Annotated in this window: 17 protein-coding genes; 8 read left to right on the forward strand and 9 right to left on the reverse strand. The window is 62.5% G+C overall.

Going from position 1 to position 14444, the window contains the following annotated elements:
- Nucleotides 1-58: 58 nt before the first annotated feature.
- Complete coding sequence (locus L21_RS10675) at nucleotides 59-571, forward strand: hypothetical protein (RefSeq protein WP_074370458.1); 513 nt, start codon at nucleotides 59-61, stop codon at nucleotides 569-571.
- Between the two features lie 430 nt (nucleotides 572-1001).
- Here L21_RS10675 and L21_RS10680 read toward each other — a convergent pair whose 3' ends face one another.
- The gene (locus L21_RS10680; protein ID WP_074370459.1) at nucleotides 1002-1421 is read right to left on the reverse strand and encodes an SET domain-containing protein; all 420 of its coding nucleotides are present in this window, start codon (nucleotides 1419-1421) and stop codon (nucleotides 1002-1004) included.
- 230 nt (nucleotides 1422-1651) lie between these two features.
- Between L21_RS10680 and L21_RS10685 the strand changes: the two genes are divergently transcribed.
- Complete coding sequence (locus L21_RS10685; protein WP_074370460.1) at nucleotides 1652-2533, forward strand: ABC transporter ATP-binding protein; 882 nt, start codon at nucleotides 1652-1654, stop codon at nucleotides 2531-2533.
- Between the two features lie 3 nt (nucleotides 2534-2536).
- On the forward strand, nucleotides 2537-3307 hold the full coding sequence (locus L21_RS10690; protein ID WP_074370461.1) for an ABC transporter permease: 771 nt from the start codon (nucleotides 2537-2539) through the stop codon (nucleotides 3305-3307).
- 18 nt (nucleotides 3308-3325) lie between these two features.
- Here L21_RS10690 and L21_RS10695 read toward each other — a convergent pair whose 3' ends face one another.
- Both L21_RS10695 and L21_RS10700 read right to left on the reverse strand, forming a co-directional pair.
- Nucleotides 3326-3502 carry a CxxC-x17-CxxC domain-containing protein gene (locus L21_RS10695; RefSeq protein ID WP_074370462.1) on the reverse strand — a complete coding sequence of 59 codons (177 nt, stop codon included), beginning with the start codon at nucleotides 3500-3502 and terminating at the stop codon, nucleotides 3326-3328.
- Between the two features lie 43 nt (nucleotides 3503-3545).
- Nucleotides 3546-3722, reverse strand: a complete 177-nt coding sequence (locus L21_RS10700; protein ID WP_074370500.1) for a CxxC-x17-CxxC domain-containing protein — start codon at nucleotides 3720-3722, stop codon at nucleotides 3546-3548.
- Between the two features lie 304 nt (nucleotides 3723-4026).
- Here L21_RS10700 and L21_RS10705 point away from each other — a divergent pair, with 304 nt between their 5' ends.
- From L21_RS10705 to L21_RS10725, 5 genes are all read left to right on the forward strand, one after another.
- Nucleotides 4027-6018, forward strand: a complete 1992-nt coding sequence (locus L21_RS10705; protein ID WP_074370463.1) for a methyltransferase domain-containing protein — start codon at nucleotides 4027-4029, stop codon at nucleotides 6016-6018.
- Nucleotides 6019-6098: 80 nt separating this feature from the next.
- Nucleotides 6099-7010, forward strand: a complete 912-nt coding sequence (gene nifB, locus L21_RS10710) for a nitrogenase cofactor biosynthesis protein NifB (RefSeq protein ID WP_074370464.1) — start codon at nucleotides 6099-6101, stop codon at nucleotides 7008-7010.
- A gap of 31 nt (nucleotides 7011-7041) precedes the next feature.
- Entirely contained in the window at nucleotides 7042-7905 is an 864-nt protein-coding gene (locus L21_RS10715; RefSeq protein WP_074370465.1) for a DNA-3-methyladenine glycosylase family protein, read from the forward strand.
- Between the two features lie 173 nt (nucleotides 7906-8078).
- A complete protein-coding gene (locus L21_RS10720) occupies nucleotides 8079-8306 on the forward strand; it encodes a DUF7557 family protein (protein WP_074370466.1) in 228 nt (75 codons plus the stop codon).
- On the forward strand, nucleotides 8303-8575 hold the full coding sequence (locus L21_RS10725) for a type II toxin-antitoxin system RelE family toxin (protein ID WP_074370467.1): 273 nt from the start codon (nucleotides 8303-8305) through the stop codon (nucleotides 8573-8575). The genes L21_RS10720 and L21_RS10725 overlap by 4 nt, the downstream gene beginning before the upstream one ends.
- Nucleotides 8576-8798: 223 nt before the next feature.
- Here the strand turns inward: L21_RS10725 and L21_RS10730 are convergent, their stop codons facing one another.
- The 6 genes from L21_RS10730 to L21_RS10760 all read right to left on the reverse strand — a co-directional run bounded on the left by L21_RS10730 (nucleotide 8799) and on the right by L21_RS10760 (nucleotide 14082).
- Entirely contained in the window at nucleotides 8799-9251 is a 453-nt protein-coding gene (locus tag L21_RS10730) for a hypothetical protein (protein ID WP_143727282.1), read from the reverse strand.
- Nucleotides 9252-9336: 85 nt separating this feature from the next.
- Complete coding sequence (locus L21_RS10735; protein WP_074370469.1) at nucleotides 9337-10047, reverse strand: sulfate/molybdate ABC transporter ATP-binding protein; 711 nt, start codon at nucleotides 10045-10047, stop codon at nucleotides 9337-9339.
- Nucleotides 10047-10889, reverse strand: a complete 843-nt coding sequence (locus L21_RS10740; protein WP_074370470.1) for an ABC transporter permease — start codon at nucleotides 10887-10889, stop codon at nucleotides 10047-10049. Before L21_RS10740 ends, L21_RS10735 begins: the two co-directional genes overlap by 1 nt.
- Nucleotides 10864-11685, reverse strand: a complete 822-nt coding sequence (modA, locus tag L21_RS10745) for a molybdate ABC transporter substrate-binding protein (RefSeq protein ID WP_074370471.1) — start codon at nucleotides 11683-11685, stop codon at nucleotides 10864-10866. Before modA ends, L21_RS10740 begins: the two co-directional genes overlap by 26 nt.
- 233 nt (nucleotides 11686-11918) lie before the next feature.
- Nucleotides 11919-12197 carry a hypothetical protein gene (locus tag L21_RS10750; RefSeq protein ID WP_074370472.1) on the reverse strand — a complete coding sequence of 93 codons (279 nt, stop codon included), beginning with the start codon at nucleotides 12195-12197 and terminating at the stop codon, nucleotides 11919-11921.
- A 658-nt stretch (nucleotides 12198-12855) separates the two neighbouring features.
- The gene (locus L21_RS10760; protein WP_074370474.1) at nucleotides 12856-14082 is read right to left on the reverse strand and encodes an adenosylhomocysteinase; all 1227 of its coding nucleotides are present in this window, start codon (nucleotides 14080-14082) and stop codon (nucleotides 12856-12858) included.
- Between the last annotated feature and the right edge of the window lie 362 nt (nucleotides 14083-14444).

The following is a 14444-nucleotide window of genomic DNA, read 5'->3' on the forward strand; positions in this document are numbered from 1 at the left end:
CGGCAACGCATAAATAGGCCGGCAACCGTTCTGCCGGCATACCCACCGTGGGGCAACCATGGCACGAGAATACCCTCCCCTGCTGATTGCGGTCATCATCTGCGTCCTGATGACCGTGTTTGCCGCCACCCACGCCCTCCTCGCGAACGAGGGCACACCCCCTCCGGGACCGCCCGCTCCGCCTCCAACGACCCCAGCCGGAACCCCGGGAACGCCGGTCGCGACGGGCGCCCCGGTGCAGGTTGCGTCCCGCACGTTCTCGATCAGCGTCACCCCATCGTCCGCCACGGCCCAGCCGGGCGATACCGTCAGGTTCACGCTCACGGTGCACCCAGAAGACGGATTTGCCGCACCCATCGAGGTCAAAGTCACCGCTACGGCGCTCGGGGGCGTATACCGCGATAACCATGACCTCGGCACGATCTCCGTACCCTACCCGCCGCTCACCTACGAGGTCGTGGCCCCCGACCTCCCGCCGCTCGTCTCCACCGCGACCGTGGATGCCGTGGTCACGGCGACCGGAGGAGGCACCGTGCGGACGGAGCGGGTGCAGTTGGTCATCAGGAGATAGGGCACCGGCACGGCATATCGGCCGATATGGTCGTTGCAGCCGGATTGCGGCGCGTCCGGGCCGCATCTCTCTTCTCACACACCTACACCCCGGACACCCACCGGAGATATCCCCGAATTGCCCTCTAATCCCTCAAATCTCCCAATTTAAAGGACGGTTCTGAGCTACCCGCACGGCCTGCGGGACGGTTACCGGGGTCGACAGCCGCAACGGAGAATCGAGAGAATACCTACAATATAGAGAGTATTGTGCAAACCCCTTGATTTCCACTGGAGATTTTGGCAGGCGGGCCTGAACTGCCTGGTGAGGATGGGGCGATGTCCCGGAACCTGGTTCGGGATACCGGCGACGACCGCTCTGTCCCGGGGATAAACCGGAGCAAAATGGGGTTGGAACAGCAGATCAGCGCGGCTCCAAGCGTGGAGAGGACTCACTCCTCCACCGCATCGAACCAGACGGGGTCGGGACAGTCCGCCGGCCCGCCGTAGTTGATGGTGATCTCCTCGCCCCTCGAGATGGGGCGGTGGGCGGAGATGCGGATCGCGCCCCGGAGATGATCGCAGACGTGATCCGCGTTCGCGTGGTAGGAGTGGTTGTAGAGCGACCCGTAGCCCAGCGCCACGGCGGCGTGCTCCCCCCATGCGAAGTAGTAGTCGAAGAGGTGCGTCTTATCAAGGTGTTCCTGCTCGTCCGCTCCCCCGAGCACGATCACCGGGCAGGTCTCGATCACCTCGCCGGCCGCAAGATCCCTGCGGGCGAAGACGCCCCGCCCGCGGCACCCCGATGAACCGACGTATACGGTCTTTGGAGGGGAGAAGACCCCTCCCGTCTCCCTGAAATTGTCGATCATGGTTTCGCTGCGACTCCACATCTGCAGATAAGAGCGGTTCGCTCTGCCGGGCAAAAAGGCTGCGGGGGCTCCGTCACGGTAGACAGGAGTTCCGGCCCGGACGGAGCAGGAACTGCGGCATGCACCGACGGCGCGGCAGAAGGGTGAGCGAAAGAATGTTGTAGTCGCACGACTCCACTGACCCTTCAGGAGGAGAAACGATCGGGGACGTCATCGTAGCGCACGACCTCTTGAAGCGGTTCGGAGACCTCGTGGCGGTCGACCGTATCGCCTTCCGGGTCAGAGAGGGAGAGGTCTTTGGGTTTCTCGGCCCGAACGGAGCGGGAAAGACGACGACCATGAAGATGATCCAGTGCATCTCCCCGAAATCCGGCGGCACCCTGCAGGTCTTCGGCATGGACGTGGATACCCACCACCGCCGGATCAAGAGCCGTCTCGGGGTGGTGCCGCAGGAGAACAACCTCGACCCGGACTTCTCGGCCTACCGGAACCTGCTGATCTACGCCCGCTACTTCGGCATCCCGAAGCGAGAGGCGGAGAGGCGGGCCGAAGACCTCCTCGCGTTCATGCAGCTCGACGAGAAACGGGACGTCCTGATCGACAACCTCTCGGGCGGGATGAAACGGCGGCTGATCATCGCCCGGGCGCTCGTCAACGAGCCGGAACTGCTCATCCTGGACGAGCCCACCATCGGGCTCGACCCGCAGGCGCGACACCTGATCTGGGAGAAACTCCGGAGTCTCCGGGCGGAAGGAAACACCCTCGTCCTCACCACCCACTACCTCGACGAAGCGGAACGGCTCTGCGACCGGCTGGTGATCATGGATCACGGAAAGATCCTCGTCGAGGGCACCCCGGCGGACCTCATCCGGGAGCACGCGGGAAACGACGTCGTCGAGGTCGAGCGGACACAGAAGGTGGTCGCCCGCCTGGAGGAACTCGGGCTGAACTACGACCTTGCCGGGGATGTGGTTCAGGTCTTCACGGATCGCCCGAACGACGTTGCACGAGAACTGCTCGAAGCCTGCCGGCACGAGGCGGCGGTGACGGTCCGGCCGGCAACCCTCGAGGACGTCTTTCTGCGGCTGACCGGCCGGAGCCTGCGGGAGTGAGCGATGATCGTCGACATCACCACGAGAGTGCAGAGCGTCTGGCGGAGGAACTGGGACGCCTTCCTCAGGACATACAAGGTAAACTTCATCCCGCCCTTCGTCGAGCCGGTCCTCTACCTCCTGGCGCTGGGGTTCGGTCTCGGGACCTACATCGAGGCGGTCGACGGGATCCCCTACCCCGTCTTCATCGCACCCGCCCTCGTCTCGATATCGGTGATGTACTCGGCCTTCTTCGAGTGTACCTACTCGTCGTTCGTCCGGATGTACTACCAGAAGACGTTCGACGCCATCATCGCGACCCCGGTCGGCATCGACGAGGTGATCGCGGGGGAGATGCTCTGGGGCGCCACCCGGGGGATGATCTACGCCGCACTGATGCTCCCCGTGCTCCTCATCTTCAACGTCGTCGCCATGCCGTCGTCCCTGCTGCTCATACCCTTCGCGTTCCTCGCCGGCCTCCTCTTTGCGGGCATCGCGATGTGCTTCACCGCTATCACGCCGAGCATCGACGCGCTGAACTACCCCTCGTTCCTCTTCATCACCCCGATGTTCCTCTTCTCGGGGACGTTCTTCCCGCTCGACCTCCTGCCCGAACCAATCCAGTACTTCGCCCTCGCCACGTTGCCGCTCACGCACGTCGTCGCCGTCAACCGGGCAATCACGCTCGCGGCGTTCTCGCCGGTAAACCTCCTCAACCTCGCCTGGATAGCGGCGGCTACCGCGATCTTCTTCGTCCTCGCCATCAGGCTGATGCGAAGGCGGCTCATCGTGTGACGGCGGTAAAAAAAAGGGTTAGAACCGGGGTTTTCTGTGCTTCGGGAGGCAGTCGCGGCAGTAGACCGGCCTGCCCTCAGTCGGCTTGAAAGGAACTTCGCACTCTTTACCGCAGTCGGAACAGACCGCCTTGTGGAACTCACGGGGGCGGTCGTCATACGAACGGGGGCCCCTGCGGGGGTATCTCTCTTCCATTGGAACTTCACTCACTTCTGGAAACAGAATTCGTACTGGCTACTCAGAACCGGGGTTTCCTGTGCTTCGGGAGGCAGTCGAGGCAGTAGACCGGCCGACCCTCCGTAGGCTTGAACGGAACTTCGCACTCTTTACCGCAGTCGGAACAGACCGCCTTGTGGAACTCGCGGGGACGGTCGTCATACGAACGGGGGCCCCTGCGGGGATATCTCTCTTCCATATACTCAACCATGCAGATAATCTGCACATACACAACTACCTGCCTGCATATATAGGTGTTTCTTGGGGATCCGGGACCGGGGAACCCGGCCCGGAGTGGCCGGTGCGTGGCCGGGATGGGCGGGAACCAAAACCCGCCTTCAATGTGCCTGATTCCCGCTAAAGAGAGGATCGTGACGCAATGCTTTTATCGATACCATCCTATCGAAAGATCATCCAACTATGTACAGGATAACCGTTCTCTTTTGCAACCCGGCAGAACATCGGTTCTATTCCGGAAACGGAGTCGGGGGGAGTGGGCCGGCATGATCGACGAGGTCAACACCGACGAACCTCCCGATAGCAGACGCAAGGCAAAACACCGGGACAAAAGGACGTTCGGTCCGGTCCCGAACCTTGAGGAACACGTAAAGCCCGACTGGTGGCGGGGTATCTTCAATCGCCTCTACCTGAAGACCGACGGCGACGTCGTCGACGACCCCGGGATCACCGAGCGGGAGATCGACCGGATCGCCCGGGTCCTGCACCTCCAGCCCCACGAGAGGGTTCTCGACCTCTGCTGCGGCCAGGGCAGGCACACCCTCGAACTCGCGCGCAGGGGCTACAACGTCGAAGGCCTCGACCAGTCGCACTACCTGATCCAGCGGGCCCGGTCGACCGCGAAGAAAGAGGGGCTCCCCATCCGGTTCCGGGAGGGGGACGCCCGGCGGCTCCCGTACCGCACCGACACCTATGACGTCGTCCTCATCCTCGGGAACAGTTTCGGCTACTTCGATTCCGTCGAGGAAGACCTGCGGATCCTCACCGAGATCCGGCGCATCCTCAAACCCTGGGGGCGGCTGCTCCTGGACGTCGCCGACGGCGAGTACTTACGCGAGCACTTCCAGCCGAGGTCCTGGGAGTGGATCGACGATGGTATGTTCGTCTGCCGCGAGAGGTCGCTCTCGTTCGACGAACAGCGCCTGATATCCCGCGAGGTGATCACCGACGTCGAGAAGGGCGTCGTGGCCGACCAGTTTTACGCCGAGCATCTCTACACCCCCGAGGCGCTCCGGCGGCTCCTGGAACGGGCGGGGTTCTCCGGGATTGCCTTCCAGGAGATCGCGACCGAGTCGCAGCGCAACCAGGACCTCGGGATGATGGAGCGCCGCCACATCGTCACCGCGCACGTCAGGAAGGAATGGTCGGCGACGAAGACGAAAGGCCGGGAGACGGCAAAACACGTCGCGGTGCTCCTCGGCGATCCGGCCAGGCCCGACGCCCTGAAACCCTCCTGCGCCTTCGACGACGACGACTTCTACACCATCGACCAGATGAAGGCGGCGCTGCGGGAACTCTCCGGCTACCGGTTCACCTACCTCTCCAAACACGAGACGCTGATCCAGGATCTCCCGCGGCTGAAGGGGAAGGTGGACTACGTCTTCAACCTCTGCGACGAGGGGTTCAACAACGACCCGAGGAAAGAACTCCACGTGCCGGCGCTTCTCGAGATGTACGGCATTCCGTACACGGGAGCCGGCCCGCAGTCGCTCGCGTTCTGCTACGACAAATCGCTCGTGCGCGGGATCGCAAAAGAGATGGGGATCCCGGTGCCGGACGCCTGCTTCATCACCCCCGGCGACCGCACCTACGATGTCGGGATGAAGTTCCCGGCGATCGTCAAGCCGAACGCGGGCGACTCCTCCTACGGCATCACGCAAAAGAGCATCGCCCAGACCATCGAGGAACTCTCCGACATCATCACCTCGCTCCGGACGACCCTCGGGTATGACTGCTCGCTCCTCGTCGAGGAGTTCCTCACGGGAAAGGACATCAGCGTCGGCATCATCGGGAACCCGTCGGGCTACAGCATGGTGCTGCCCGTCATCGAGGAGGACTACTCCGCCCTGCCCCCGGACCTCCCCCGTATCTGCGGCTACGAAGCAAAGTGGCTCCCGGACTCGCCGTACTGGAAGGTCACGTCAAAGCCGGCGGATCTCCCCGAGGGGACCGAGAAGATGATCGTGCGGTGCTGCCTCGCCCTCTTCGAACGCCTGGAGTGCCGCGACTACTGCCGGTTCGACTGGCGGCTCGACGAGCACGGCAACCCGAAACTCCTCGAGGTCAACCCGAACCCCGGCTGGTGCTGGGACGGCCACCTCGCCAGGATGGCGAAGTACGCAGGCCTGAACTACTCCGAGATGCTCGGCCGGATCCTCAAAGCCGCCGAAGAACGGTTCGGGATGGAGCCGGAGAGGGATACGCGCGAGACCGGCAAGGAACGCCTCCCGTTCGACCTCAGCCAGGAGACGGCCTGACCCTACCACCTTTTTACGGTCCACCCGGACCGGCCGGCAACCATCAGTATATAATATCCTCCGGCGCATAGATCAGTTATATGGCCGACGAGTATCGAACCGCAACGGTCCAGGGAAGGGAGGTTCCCTACGATCCGGAGCAGTTGCGCAAGATCAGCGAGCACCCCTGCTACTCAGATAAAGCCTGCCACGCCTTCGGGAGGTGCCACGTCCCCGTCGCTCCGAAGTGCAACATCCAGTGCAACTACTGCATACGGGACTTCGACTGCGTGAACGAGAGCCGGCCGGGCGTGACGAGCAGGGTGCTCTCCCCGGAGGAGGCGCTCGACCTTGTTCGGAACGTCGTCAGGGAGTACCCGTACGTGAAGGTGGTCGGGATCGCAGGTCCGGGCGAACCGCTCGCAAACCCGGAGACGTTCGAGGCGCTCAAGCTGATCCACGAGGAGTTCCCGCACCTGATCATGTGCATCAGCACGAACGGTCTTGCGCTCCCCGAGTCGATCGAGGAACTCGCGAAGTACGATGTCGGGAACGTTACGGTCACGCTCAACGCTGTTGACCCCGCGATCGGTGAGAAGATCTACTCCTGGGTCGAGTACAACGGGAAGAAGTACCACGGGCGCGAGGCGGCCGAACTCCTCCTCGCCCAGCAGATGAAGGGGATCGAGATGGCGGTGGCAAAGAAGATGTTCGTCAAGATCAACACCGTCTACATCCCCGGGATCAACGACGAGCACATCCCCGAGATCGCGAAGAAGGTCGGGGAGATGGGAGCGTTCACCTTCAACGTCATCCCGCTCATCCCGCAGTACAAGTTCGCCGCGATCACCCCCCCGACGTCGAAGGAGAAGCGGGAGATGCAGGACCGGTGCGAACCGTACATCAAGCAGATGCGCCACTGCGCACGCTGCCGGGCGGACGCGATCGGGAAACTGGGCCAGGACGTCCAGTCCTGCGTCTACCAGCAGATGAAGGATGAGAAGAAAGAATAACCCCTTTTTTTATCCGCCGCTGCCACCGGCCATGAAGACGATCGAACTCCGGCCCGACCAGCCGTTCGACCTCGACCTGACGCTCGCCTGCGGGCAGGCATTCCGCTGGGAGAAGGCGGGCGGGTGGTGGCGGGGCGTCGTCGAAGGCCGGGCCGTCCGGATACGGCAGGACGGATGCCTTCTCGCGTTTGAGGGGGCGGACGATGGGTTCGTCCGCGATTACTTCCGGCTCGACCAGGATCTTCCCGCCATTCTTTCGTCGATCGACCGCGACGCGGCGATCGGCGCCGCCATCCGGGAGTGCAGGGGGCTGCGGCTCGTGAGACAACCGCCGTGGGAGTGCCTGGTCTCGTATCTCTGCGCCACGAACACGAACATCCCGGCGGTGAAGCGGCGGGTCGCGCTGATGGCGGAGCGCTACGGGAGGCCGGTAGACGGGCCCTCCGGCAGGGCGTACGCGTTCCCCGGACCGGAGGCGCTCGCCGGGGTCTCACGCATGGATTTATGGGACTGCAAACTCGGTTACCGGACGGACTACGTCTGCGAGGCTGCCGGTTTCGCAAGCGAAAACCCGGACTGGGCGGAGCGGGTTGCCGCCCTTCCGTTCGAGGAGGCGCGGCAGGCGCTGATGCAACTGAAGGGCGTCGGGCCGAAGGCGGCGGACTGCGTGCTGCTCTTTGCGTTCGGGTTTTTTGAAGCGTTCCCGGTCGACGTCTGGATACGCCGGATTGTGGGGGAGACGTATCTTCCCGACCTTGCCGGCAAAAACTGCACCCCGGCGGAGTACGAGCGGATCCGGCGATTTAGCCGGGACTATTTTGGGGAGTATGCCGGGTATGCACAGGAGTACCTCTACTGCGCACGGGGCCCGGCAAGCCGCGCGGGGGCGCCGTGATGGGTTCACGGTGCCGGGACATATACGATTATTCTCGTCATCAGGTTGCCGGGGCCACCGTTTTGCAGGGCTCTTCGGGGCAGAGCGGGAAGAGCCCCTTCGCTTCACCGCCCTCTCATCGAAGAGAATACCATGGGGTAATCATTATACCACATACACCCCTATAGAGCACTATGGTTACGACGATCCAGCTTCGACCGGAGACCAAGTCTCGCCTGGATGATGTGAAGATCCATCCGCGAGAGACCTACGACGAGACGCTGAACCGCCTCCTGGACATGGCATACGATCCGGAACCGCTCTCCGAAGAGTCCATGAAGAAGATTGAAGAATCCTTTGAAGACATCCGTGCCGGTAGAGTTCGTCCCTTCGAGGAGTATGTGCAGGAACGCGGCCTATGATATGGCGACTGCTCATCACGGCGGGCGCCGAGCGGGACCTCGATAACATCCCGGAATTTGATCGCAAACGAATTAAGGATGAGCTCTATGCTCTGGCGGATGAACCGAACCCTAAATCTTACGTCAAAAAGATGAAGGGGCATTCACGCAGCCCCCTGTACTCTTTTCGTGTTGGCCAGTATCGAGCGGTCCTCACCATCGAGGGTAATACCATGATAATCACCCTGGTCGAGGTCGGAAACCGGAGCAAGGTCTATCGGAAATATTGATCCAATACAACGGTGTGCCGGGGTGCTGAACGGAGCGTTCCGATAGCGCACGGGAGCGTGAGACGGGGTTCGGATCGCCATCCAGTCCAGAAAGCTCCCCGGGCGCGCGCCTTCTCTCTTCGGCACTGCGGTCGCACCGCCATCCACACTCCAGGCCCGGGCAGGCGATATCCCGGCGGTTTGTATGGAGTGCCTTTACCCCGCACGGGGCCAGAAACGACGTTCACTCCTTCTTACGGACCCGCTCCAGGACGAGAGCGACCGCCACGAGCAGGGCAAGGATGACGATACCGGCAAGGCCGAGGATGGCGACACCAACAATCTGGATAGGTACCCCGCACACCGAGACCACGGGTGAGGCGGTGGCAATGGCAACTTTTCCCATCTTCAGGGGCGGCACAAATTCCCCATCAGCACCGGGAGGCCGTTGCCGCGCCATCGTCGTGTTGTAGAGGTGCGCCCTCGTCTCCGGGGGCATGCCCTCCAGGAATTCGGGGCAGGCCCTCTCATAATACTCGCCGACGGAGGCGTTCTGCTCCAGCATCCGCTCGTATATCTCCGCGTGCGACTCGTCGAACGAGTAATTAATGGGGATCTCCCCGCCCGCGGCCGATCCCGGCAAAAGTGCGGCAACCGCGAACAGTGCGAGGAACAGCACGTAACTCTGTTTCTTCATGGTCGTCACGAGAAGGGCCGGGAGTCCGGCGGCCCCCGGCTATGACCAGTGATGGGTGCCGGGGGCATAAAGCCGTTGTGGGGCCTTACCCGGCAAAGCTCGCGATGAACCCGTTCTCCCGCATCGCAAGCACCTCCCCCGGCGCACCCTCGGCCACCACCTTCCCCTCCTCGATGAGGCAGAGGCGGTCGCCGAGTTCAAGAGCGTCGCGGAGGTTGTGGGTGACGACGATGCAGGGGATGCCGGCGTCCTTTATCCTGCCGCGGAGTTCGCTCCGCATCGCAGTCTGCGCCCGCATATCGACGGCAGCGAGCGGTTCGTCGAGGAGGAGGAGGTCCGGTTCGAGCACCAGCGCCCGGGCGAGGGCCACCCGCTGCCGCTGCCCGCCCGAGAGCCGGCCGGCGTTGACGTCCGCGAGATCGACGAGGTTCATGGCGCGGAGCTGGTTTGTCACGGAAAAGGCGATCTCCGGCCGCGGGACCTTCCGGCACCGGAGGCCGAACGCTATGTTCTCGGCGACGGTCATGTGCGGGAAGAGCGCGTAGGACTGGAAGAGGTGGCCGATCTTCCGGCTCTCGGGAGGAATACCGATCTTTTTTTCGTCCGAAAACAGCGTCCGATCCCCGAGCACGATCTCGCCGTGGTCCGGGGTGAGGATGCCGGAGATCAGGTTCAGCACCGTGGACTTGCCCGATCCGTTCTCACCGATGAGGACGAGGGTCTCGCCGGACCGGACGGAGAGCGTGACGTCGAGGACGAAGTCACGCAGCTCTCGGACGGCATGGACGGCGAGCATCAATACTTCCTCCGGGTGACGATCTTCACGGCAGAGATCACCGCAAACGATATCACGACAAGGATGATGGAGAGGCTGATTGCGGCGTTCATGTCTCCCTGCATGGTCGTGTAAATTGCAAGCGGCATCGTCTGGGTTCTGCCCTGGAAGTTTCCGGCAAACATGATCGTGGCACCGAACTCCCCGAGTGCCCGGGCGAACGAGAGGATCGCCCCGGAGACGAGTCCCCCCCACGCAAGCGGGATGGTGATCCGGAGAGCGACGGTCATGCGGGAGGCCCCGAGCGTCCGCGCCGCATCCTCGTAGAGGCGGTCGACCGTCTCGAAACTCGCCCGCGCCTGCCGGATGTAGAACGGCGAGGCGACAAAGACCTGTGCGAGGATCACCGCGATCGTGGTGAAGCCGATATGGATGCCGAAGATGTCGAGGTACTGCCCGATCACGCCCCGGCGGCCGAAGGCCATCAGCAGCGCGAGACCCGCCACCGCCGGCGGGAGGACGATGGGGAGGTCGGTGAGGGTGTCGACGAGTTCCCTGCCCCGGTAGTCGTGCCGGGCGTTCACCAGGGCAAGCGGCGTCCCGAAGAGGACGACAATCACCGTGCTCACCGTCGCGGTGACGAAGGAGAGCGAGAGCGCATCGAGCACCACCGGTTCGGTAAGCGAGCTGAGGAACGCCTCCGGCGATATGCGCAGGAAGAGCGAGACTACCGGCAGCGTGATGAAGAGGAGGAAGAGTGCAAGAAGGACGGCGGTGAGGAGGGAGAGCACCACCCTCCTCAATACCGTCAGGCTGCCGTGCGGGGAGATCCCGCGTTCAGGCAGCGATCGGGTCAAAACCATATTCCGTCAGGATGGCGCTGCCGTCCGGGCCTCGGACGAATGCTATGAACGACTCTGCTTCAGTCTTGCCCGGCGACTCCGCAAGGATGCCGAGCGGATAGGTGGCCACGACGTTGTATTCGGCCGGGATGTCGAGCCGGGTCACTTTCGTCAGGTCGTCTTTTGAGACGTCAGATTTGTAGACGATCGCCGCATCGGCCTCGCCGAGCGCCAGCTTGGGTACCACGGAACTCACCGCTGTCTCCTCGGAGACGACGTTCTTCATCACGGCGTCCTTGTAGGCCGGACCATAGGCAGGATCGGCGGCCATCTTCTCGAACATCTGCCGGGTATAGTCGCCGAAGGGAACATCCTTGGTGCCGATGACGATCTTCACACCGGGTTTGTTCAGGTCGGCGAGACCGGTGATCCCTGCCGGGTTATCGACCGGGACGATCAGGGCCAGGCTGTTCCCGAGGAACGGCGCCACGGTGCTGTTCTCCATGAACCCGCCGCCCTGGAGCGCCTTCATGTGCTTTGTACTCGCGGAGACGAAGATATCCGCATTCGCTCCCTGTTCGATCTGGGTGCGGAGGGTCTGTGAGCCGTCGAAGACGAAGTCGACCTTGACGTTCTCGTTCTGCGCCTCGTAAGCTTTGCCGATATCCGTGAAGGCCCCCGTGAGCGATGCGGCCGTAAAGACAGTCAGGGTTGTCTCTCCCGGGGTCTCCTCCGTGGTCGTGCATCCCGCAACCAGGAGACCGGCGATGATCATGAGCGTTACGGCAACGAGGGTTGCCGGGGTTGATACTTTCATAATAATGACACCTTGTTCATAAAGGATTACGGCACGGCATATTTAATTTAGCTCATTCGGAGCCCATATAAACGATATTCGGTTTACAGGTTCGACGAGCATAAAAATATGTTGTGCTGCCGGTTGCTGGATACGGGGGTTTGAGGAGATTCTTCATGACGACCGGCCCGGGCGAGAACCGGCCGTCACCCCGGCCGATGACGGTCGCACGCAGGTTGAACGATACGTTCGGGTCAGGCTCGCCGCCGTTTCACTTCGTCCAGGAGCTCGCGGCGGACGCTTTCAATCCGCTCGTTCACCATCTGGGCAAGGGGCTCTTCCCCTACATCATAACGCGAAGTCTCCCGCAACCGCATCTCTTCGAGCGCCCTCGTTTTCGTCAGTTCTCCGATGACCGACTGGGCCATATTCGAGTACTCGCCGCTGTCGACCTTCTCCTTCAGCCACCGGTAGAGGTGACCCGGGAGCCGCACACCCACCTGCTTGCTTGAGACGTTATCGGGAGACTCCATCTTCCTATTCAGGTATTCCGGCAGGACAATTATATTGTATTGTTTTTATTTTTTCAGCGAGATACCTATGGGTACCCATAGGTATCATTTAAGCGATCGGAGCACCCATAGGGAGTGTATGAGACAGAGCAGTGTGGTTGACCCGTGCAGGCCGGAAAGTATACCGGAAGCACGAAAGGGGTGGAGTAACACCCTCCCGGAGAGGAACAAACGTGCAGAGAACAGGGGGACGGGTGTGTGCGCGGGTTAGACAGGACCCGGAAGACGGCGTGCCCGTCGTGCGATACCGGAGCGGATGGACCTGCTCCCTGCCCATTCTGCGGGTGCCGGGACCACGTCAAGGAGATCATTACCGCCAACCCACGGGTCCATACCGTCCATCAATGCCTCAAATGCGGTCACTGGTTCGACGATCGGGGGGCGGCATGCCCCCGGTGCGGCTCCCCGGGGGAACTTCTGGGGAATGTCGATGTTCCCGGGTGCGGCATATATGCGCAGTATCGGTGCCGGAGATGCAGTCACGGGTTCATGCTCAAGATACGAGAAAGCACAGATGGCCACGGGCGCTAACGGCGAACCGAACCCCGCCCGCCGTCCGCTCCCATCACGGATCGTGCGCAGGCATCTATAATAGTGCGGTAAAAAGAGAAGGGACGAGTTACGTCCCGATCGTCCAGCTGCTCATGTAGGTCTTCTGCTCGGGCGTCAGCCGGTCGATCGAGAGACCGAGCGCGTCGAGTTTCAGCCGTGCCACAGCCTCGTCGAGGGCCGACGGGACGTCGTGCACGCCGGGAGCGAGTTCGCGGCCGTGCTTCGCGATGAACTCGGCGGAGAGCGCCTGGACGGCGAAACTCAGGTCCATCACCTCGACGGGGTGGCCCATGCCCTTCGGCGTCGCGAGGTTCACGAGCCTCCCTTCGGCAAGGACGTGGACGGCCTTCCCGCCGAGCACGTAGGTGTCGATCCCGTCCCGGTGGACGGTGGAGTCCGCGTGCGACGCAAGCCAGTCGACGTCTATCTCAACGTTGAAGTGGCCGGCGTTCGCGAGGATCACCCCGTCCTTCAGGCTCGGGAAGTGGCGTTCGGTGAGGATGCTCGTATTCCCGGTGGTGGTGGCGAAGATGTCGCCGAGCGGTGCCGCTTCATCCATCGTCATGACGTCGAACCCGTCCATGTGCGCCTGGAGCGCCCGCCGGGGGTCCACTTCGGTCACGATGACGCGGGCACCGAGGCTCCGGGCCTTCTGCGCAAGTCCCCGGCCGCAGTAGCCGTAGCCGGCGACGACGAACCGCTTTCCGGCGATGAGGACGTTCGTGGTGATCATGATCGACGCAAGCGAGCTCTCGCCGGTGCCGTGGACGTTGTCGAAGAAGTGCTTCATCGGGGTGTCGTTGACGGCGACGACCGGGAACTTGAGCGCCCCTTCCTGTGCCATCGCGCGGAGCCGGTGGATGCCGGTCGTGGTCTCCTCGCACCCGCCGACGATCGAGTCCAGCACATCCCGCCGCTCGGTGTGGATGCGGTGGATCAGGTCCATCCCGTCATCGATGGTGATTGCGGGGCGGGCATCGAGCACCCGGTCGATGGCCGCGTAGTACTCCTCGACACTGGCGCCCCGGCGGGCGTAGGAGTGAATCCGTTCCCGGGTATCGAGCGCCGTCGAGACGTCGTCCTGGGTCGAGAGAGGGTTGCACCCCGTGATGTATACCTCGGCTCCGCCTGCCGCGAGCGTCTCGACCAGCACCGCGGTCTTCGCCTCGACGTGCAGGGCCATACCGATAGTCATGCCGGAGAACGGCTTCTCCTCGACAAAACGTTTCCGAATGGACGAGAGCACCGGCATATACTGCCGCGCCCACGCAATTTTTAGATCTCCAGACTCCATAAAAACCACCAGACCGGTTATCCCGCCCGGATATTCTCCGGTTTGCCTGTAAAGGTGTCTTTCGTGAGTACTTAAAAGTAAGGGAGCAGCACGGGCTCCAGGGGATCGGGTTCGCCCGCGTGTATGTGCAATATCTATTGACGGCTATTCTCCAGGAGCATCCCGGAGTGTTCAGCCATTTGTAAAGGCCATGTTTTAGAAGTTTTCACCTATGCGCTCACGGATGTTGTATCACACGAACTGGACACGGATTTTCACCTGATATCGCCACGCGGGGAGGGGCTGACGGGGAGGGGGCACGCCCCCCTCCCCCTGTCCCCACCCCTCAAGGGCGATATCCCCACGGTCCACTGCACCGGGAT

It is taken from the genome of Methanoculleus chikugoensis (assembly GCF_900095385.1).
Taxonomy (GTDB): Archaea; Halobacteriota; Methanomicrobia; order Methanomicrobiales; family Methanoculleaceae; genus Methanoculleus; species Methanoculleus chikugoensis_A.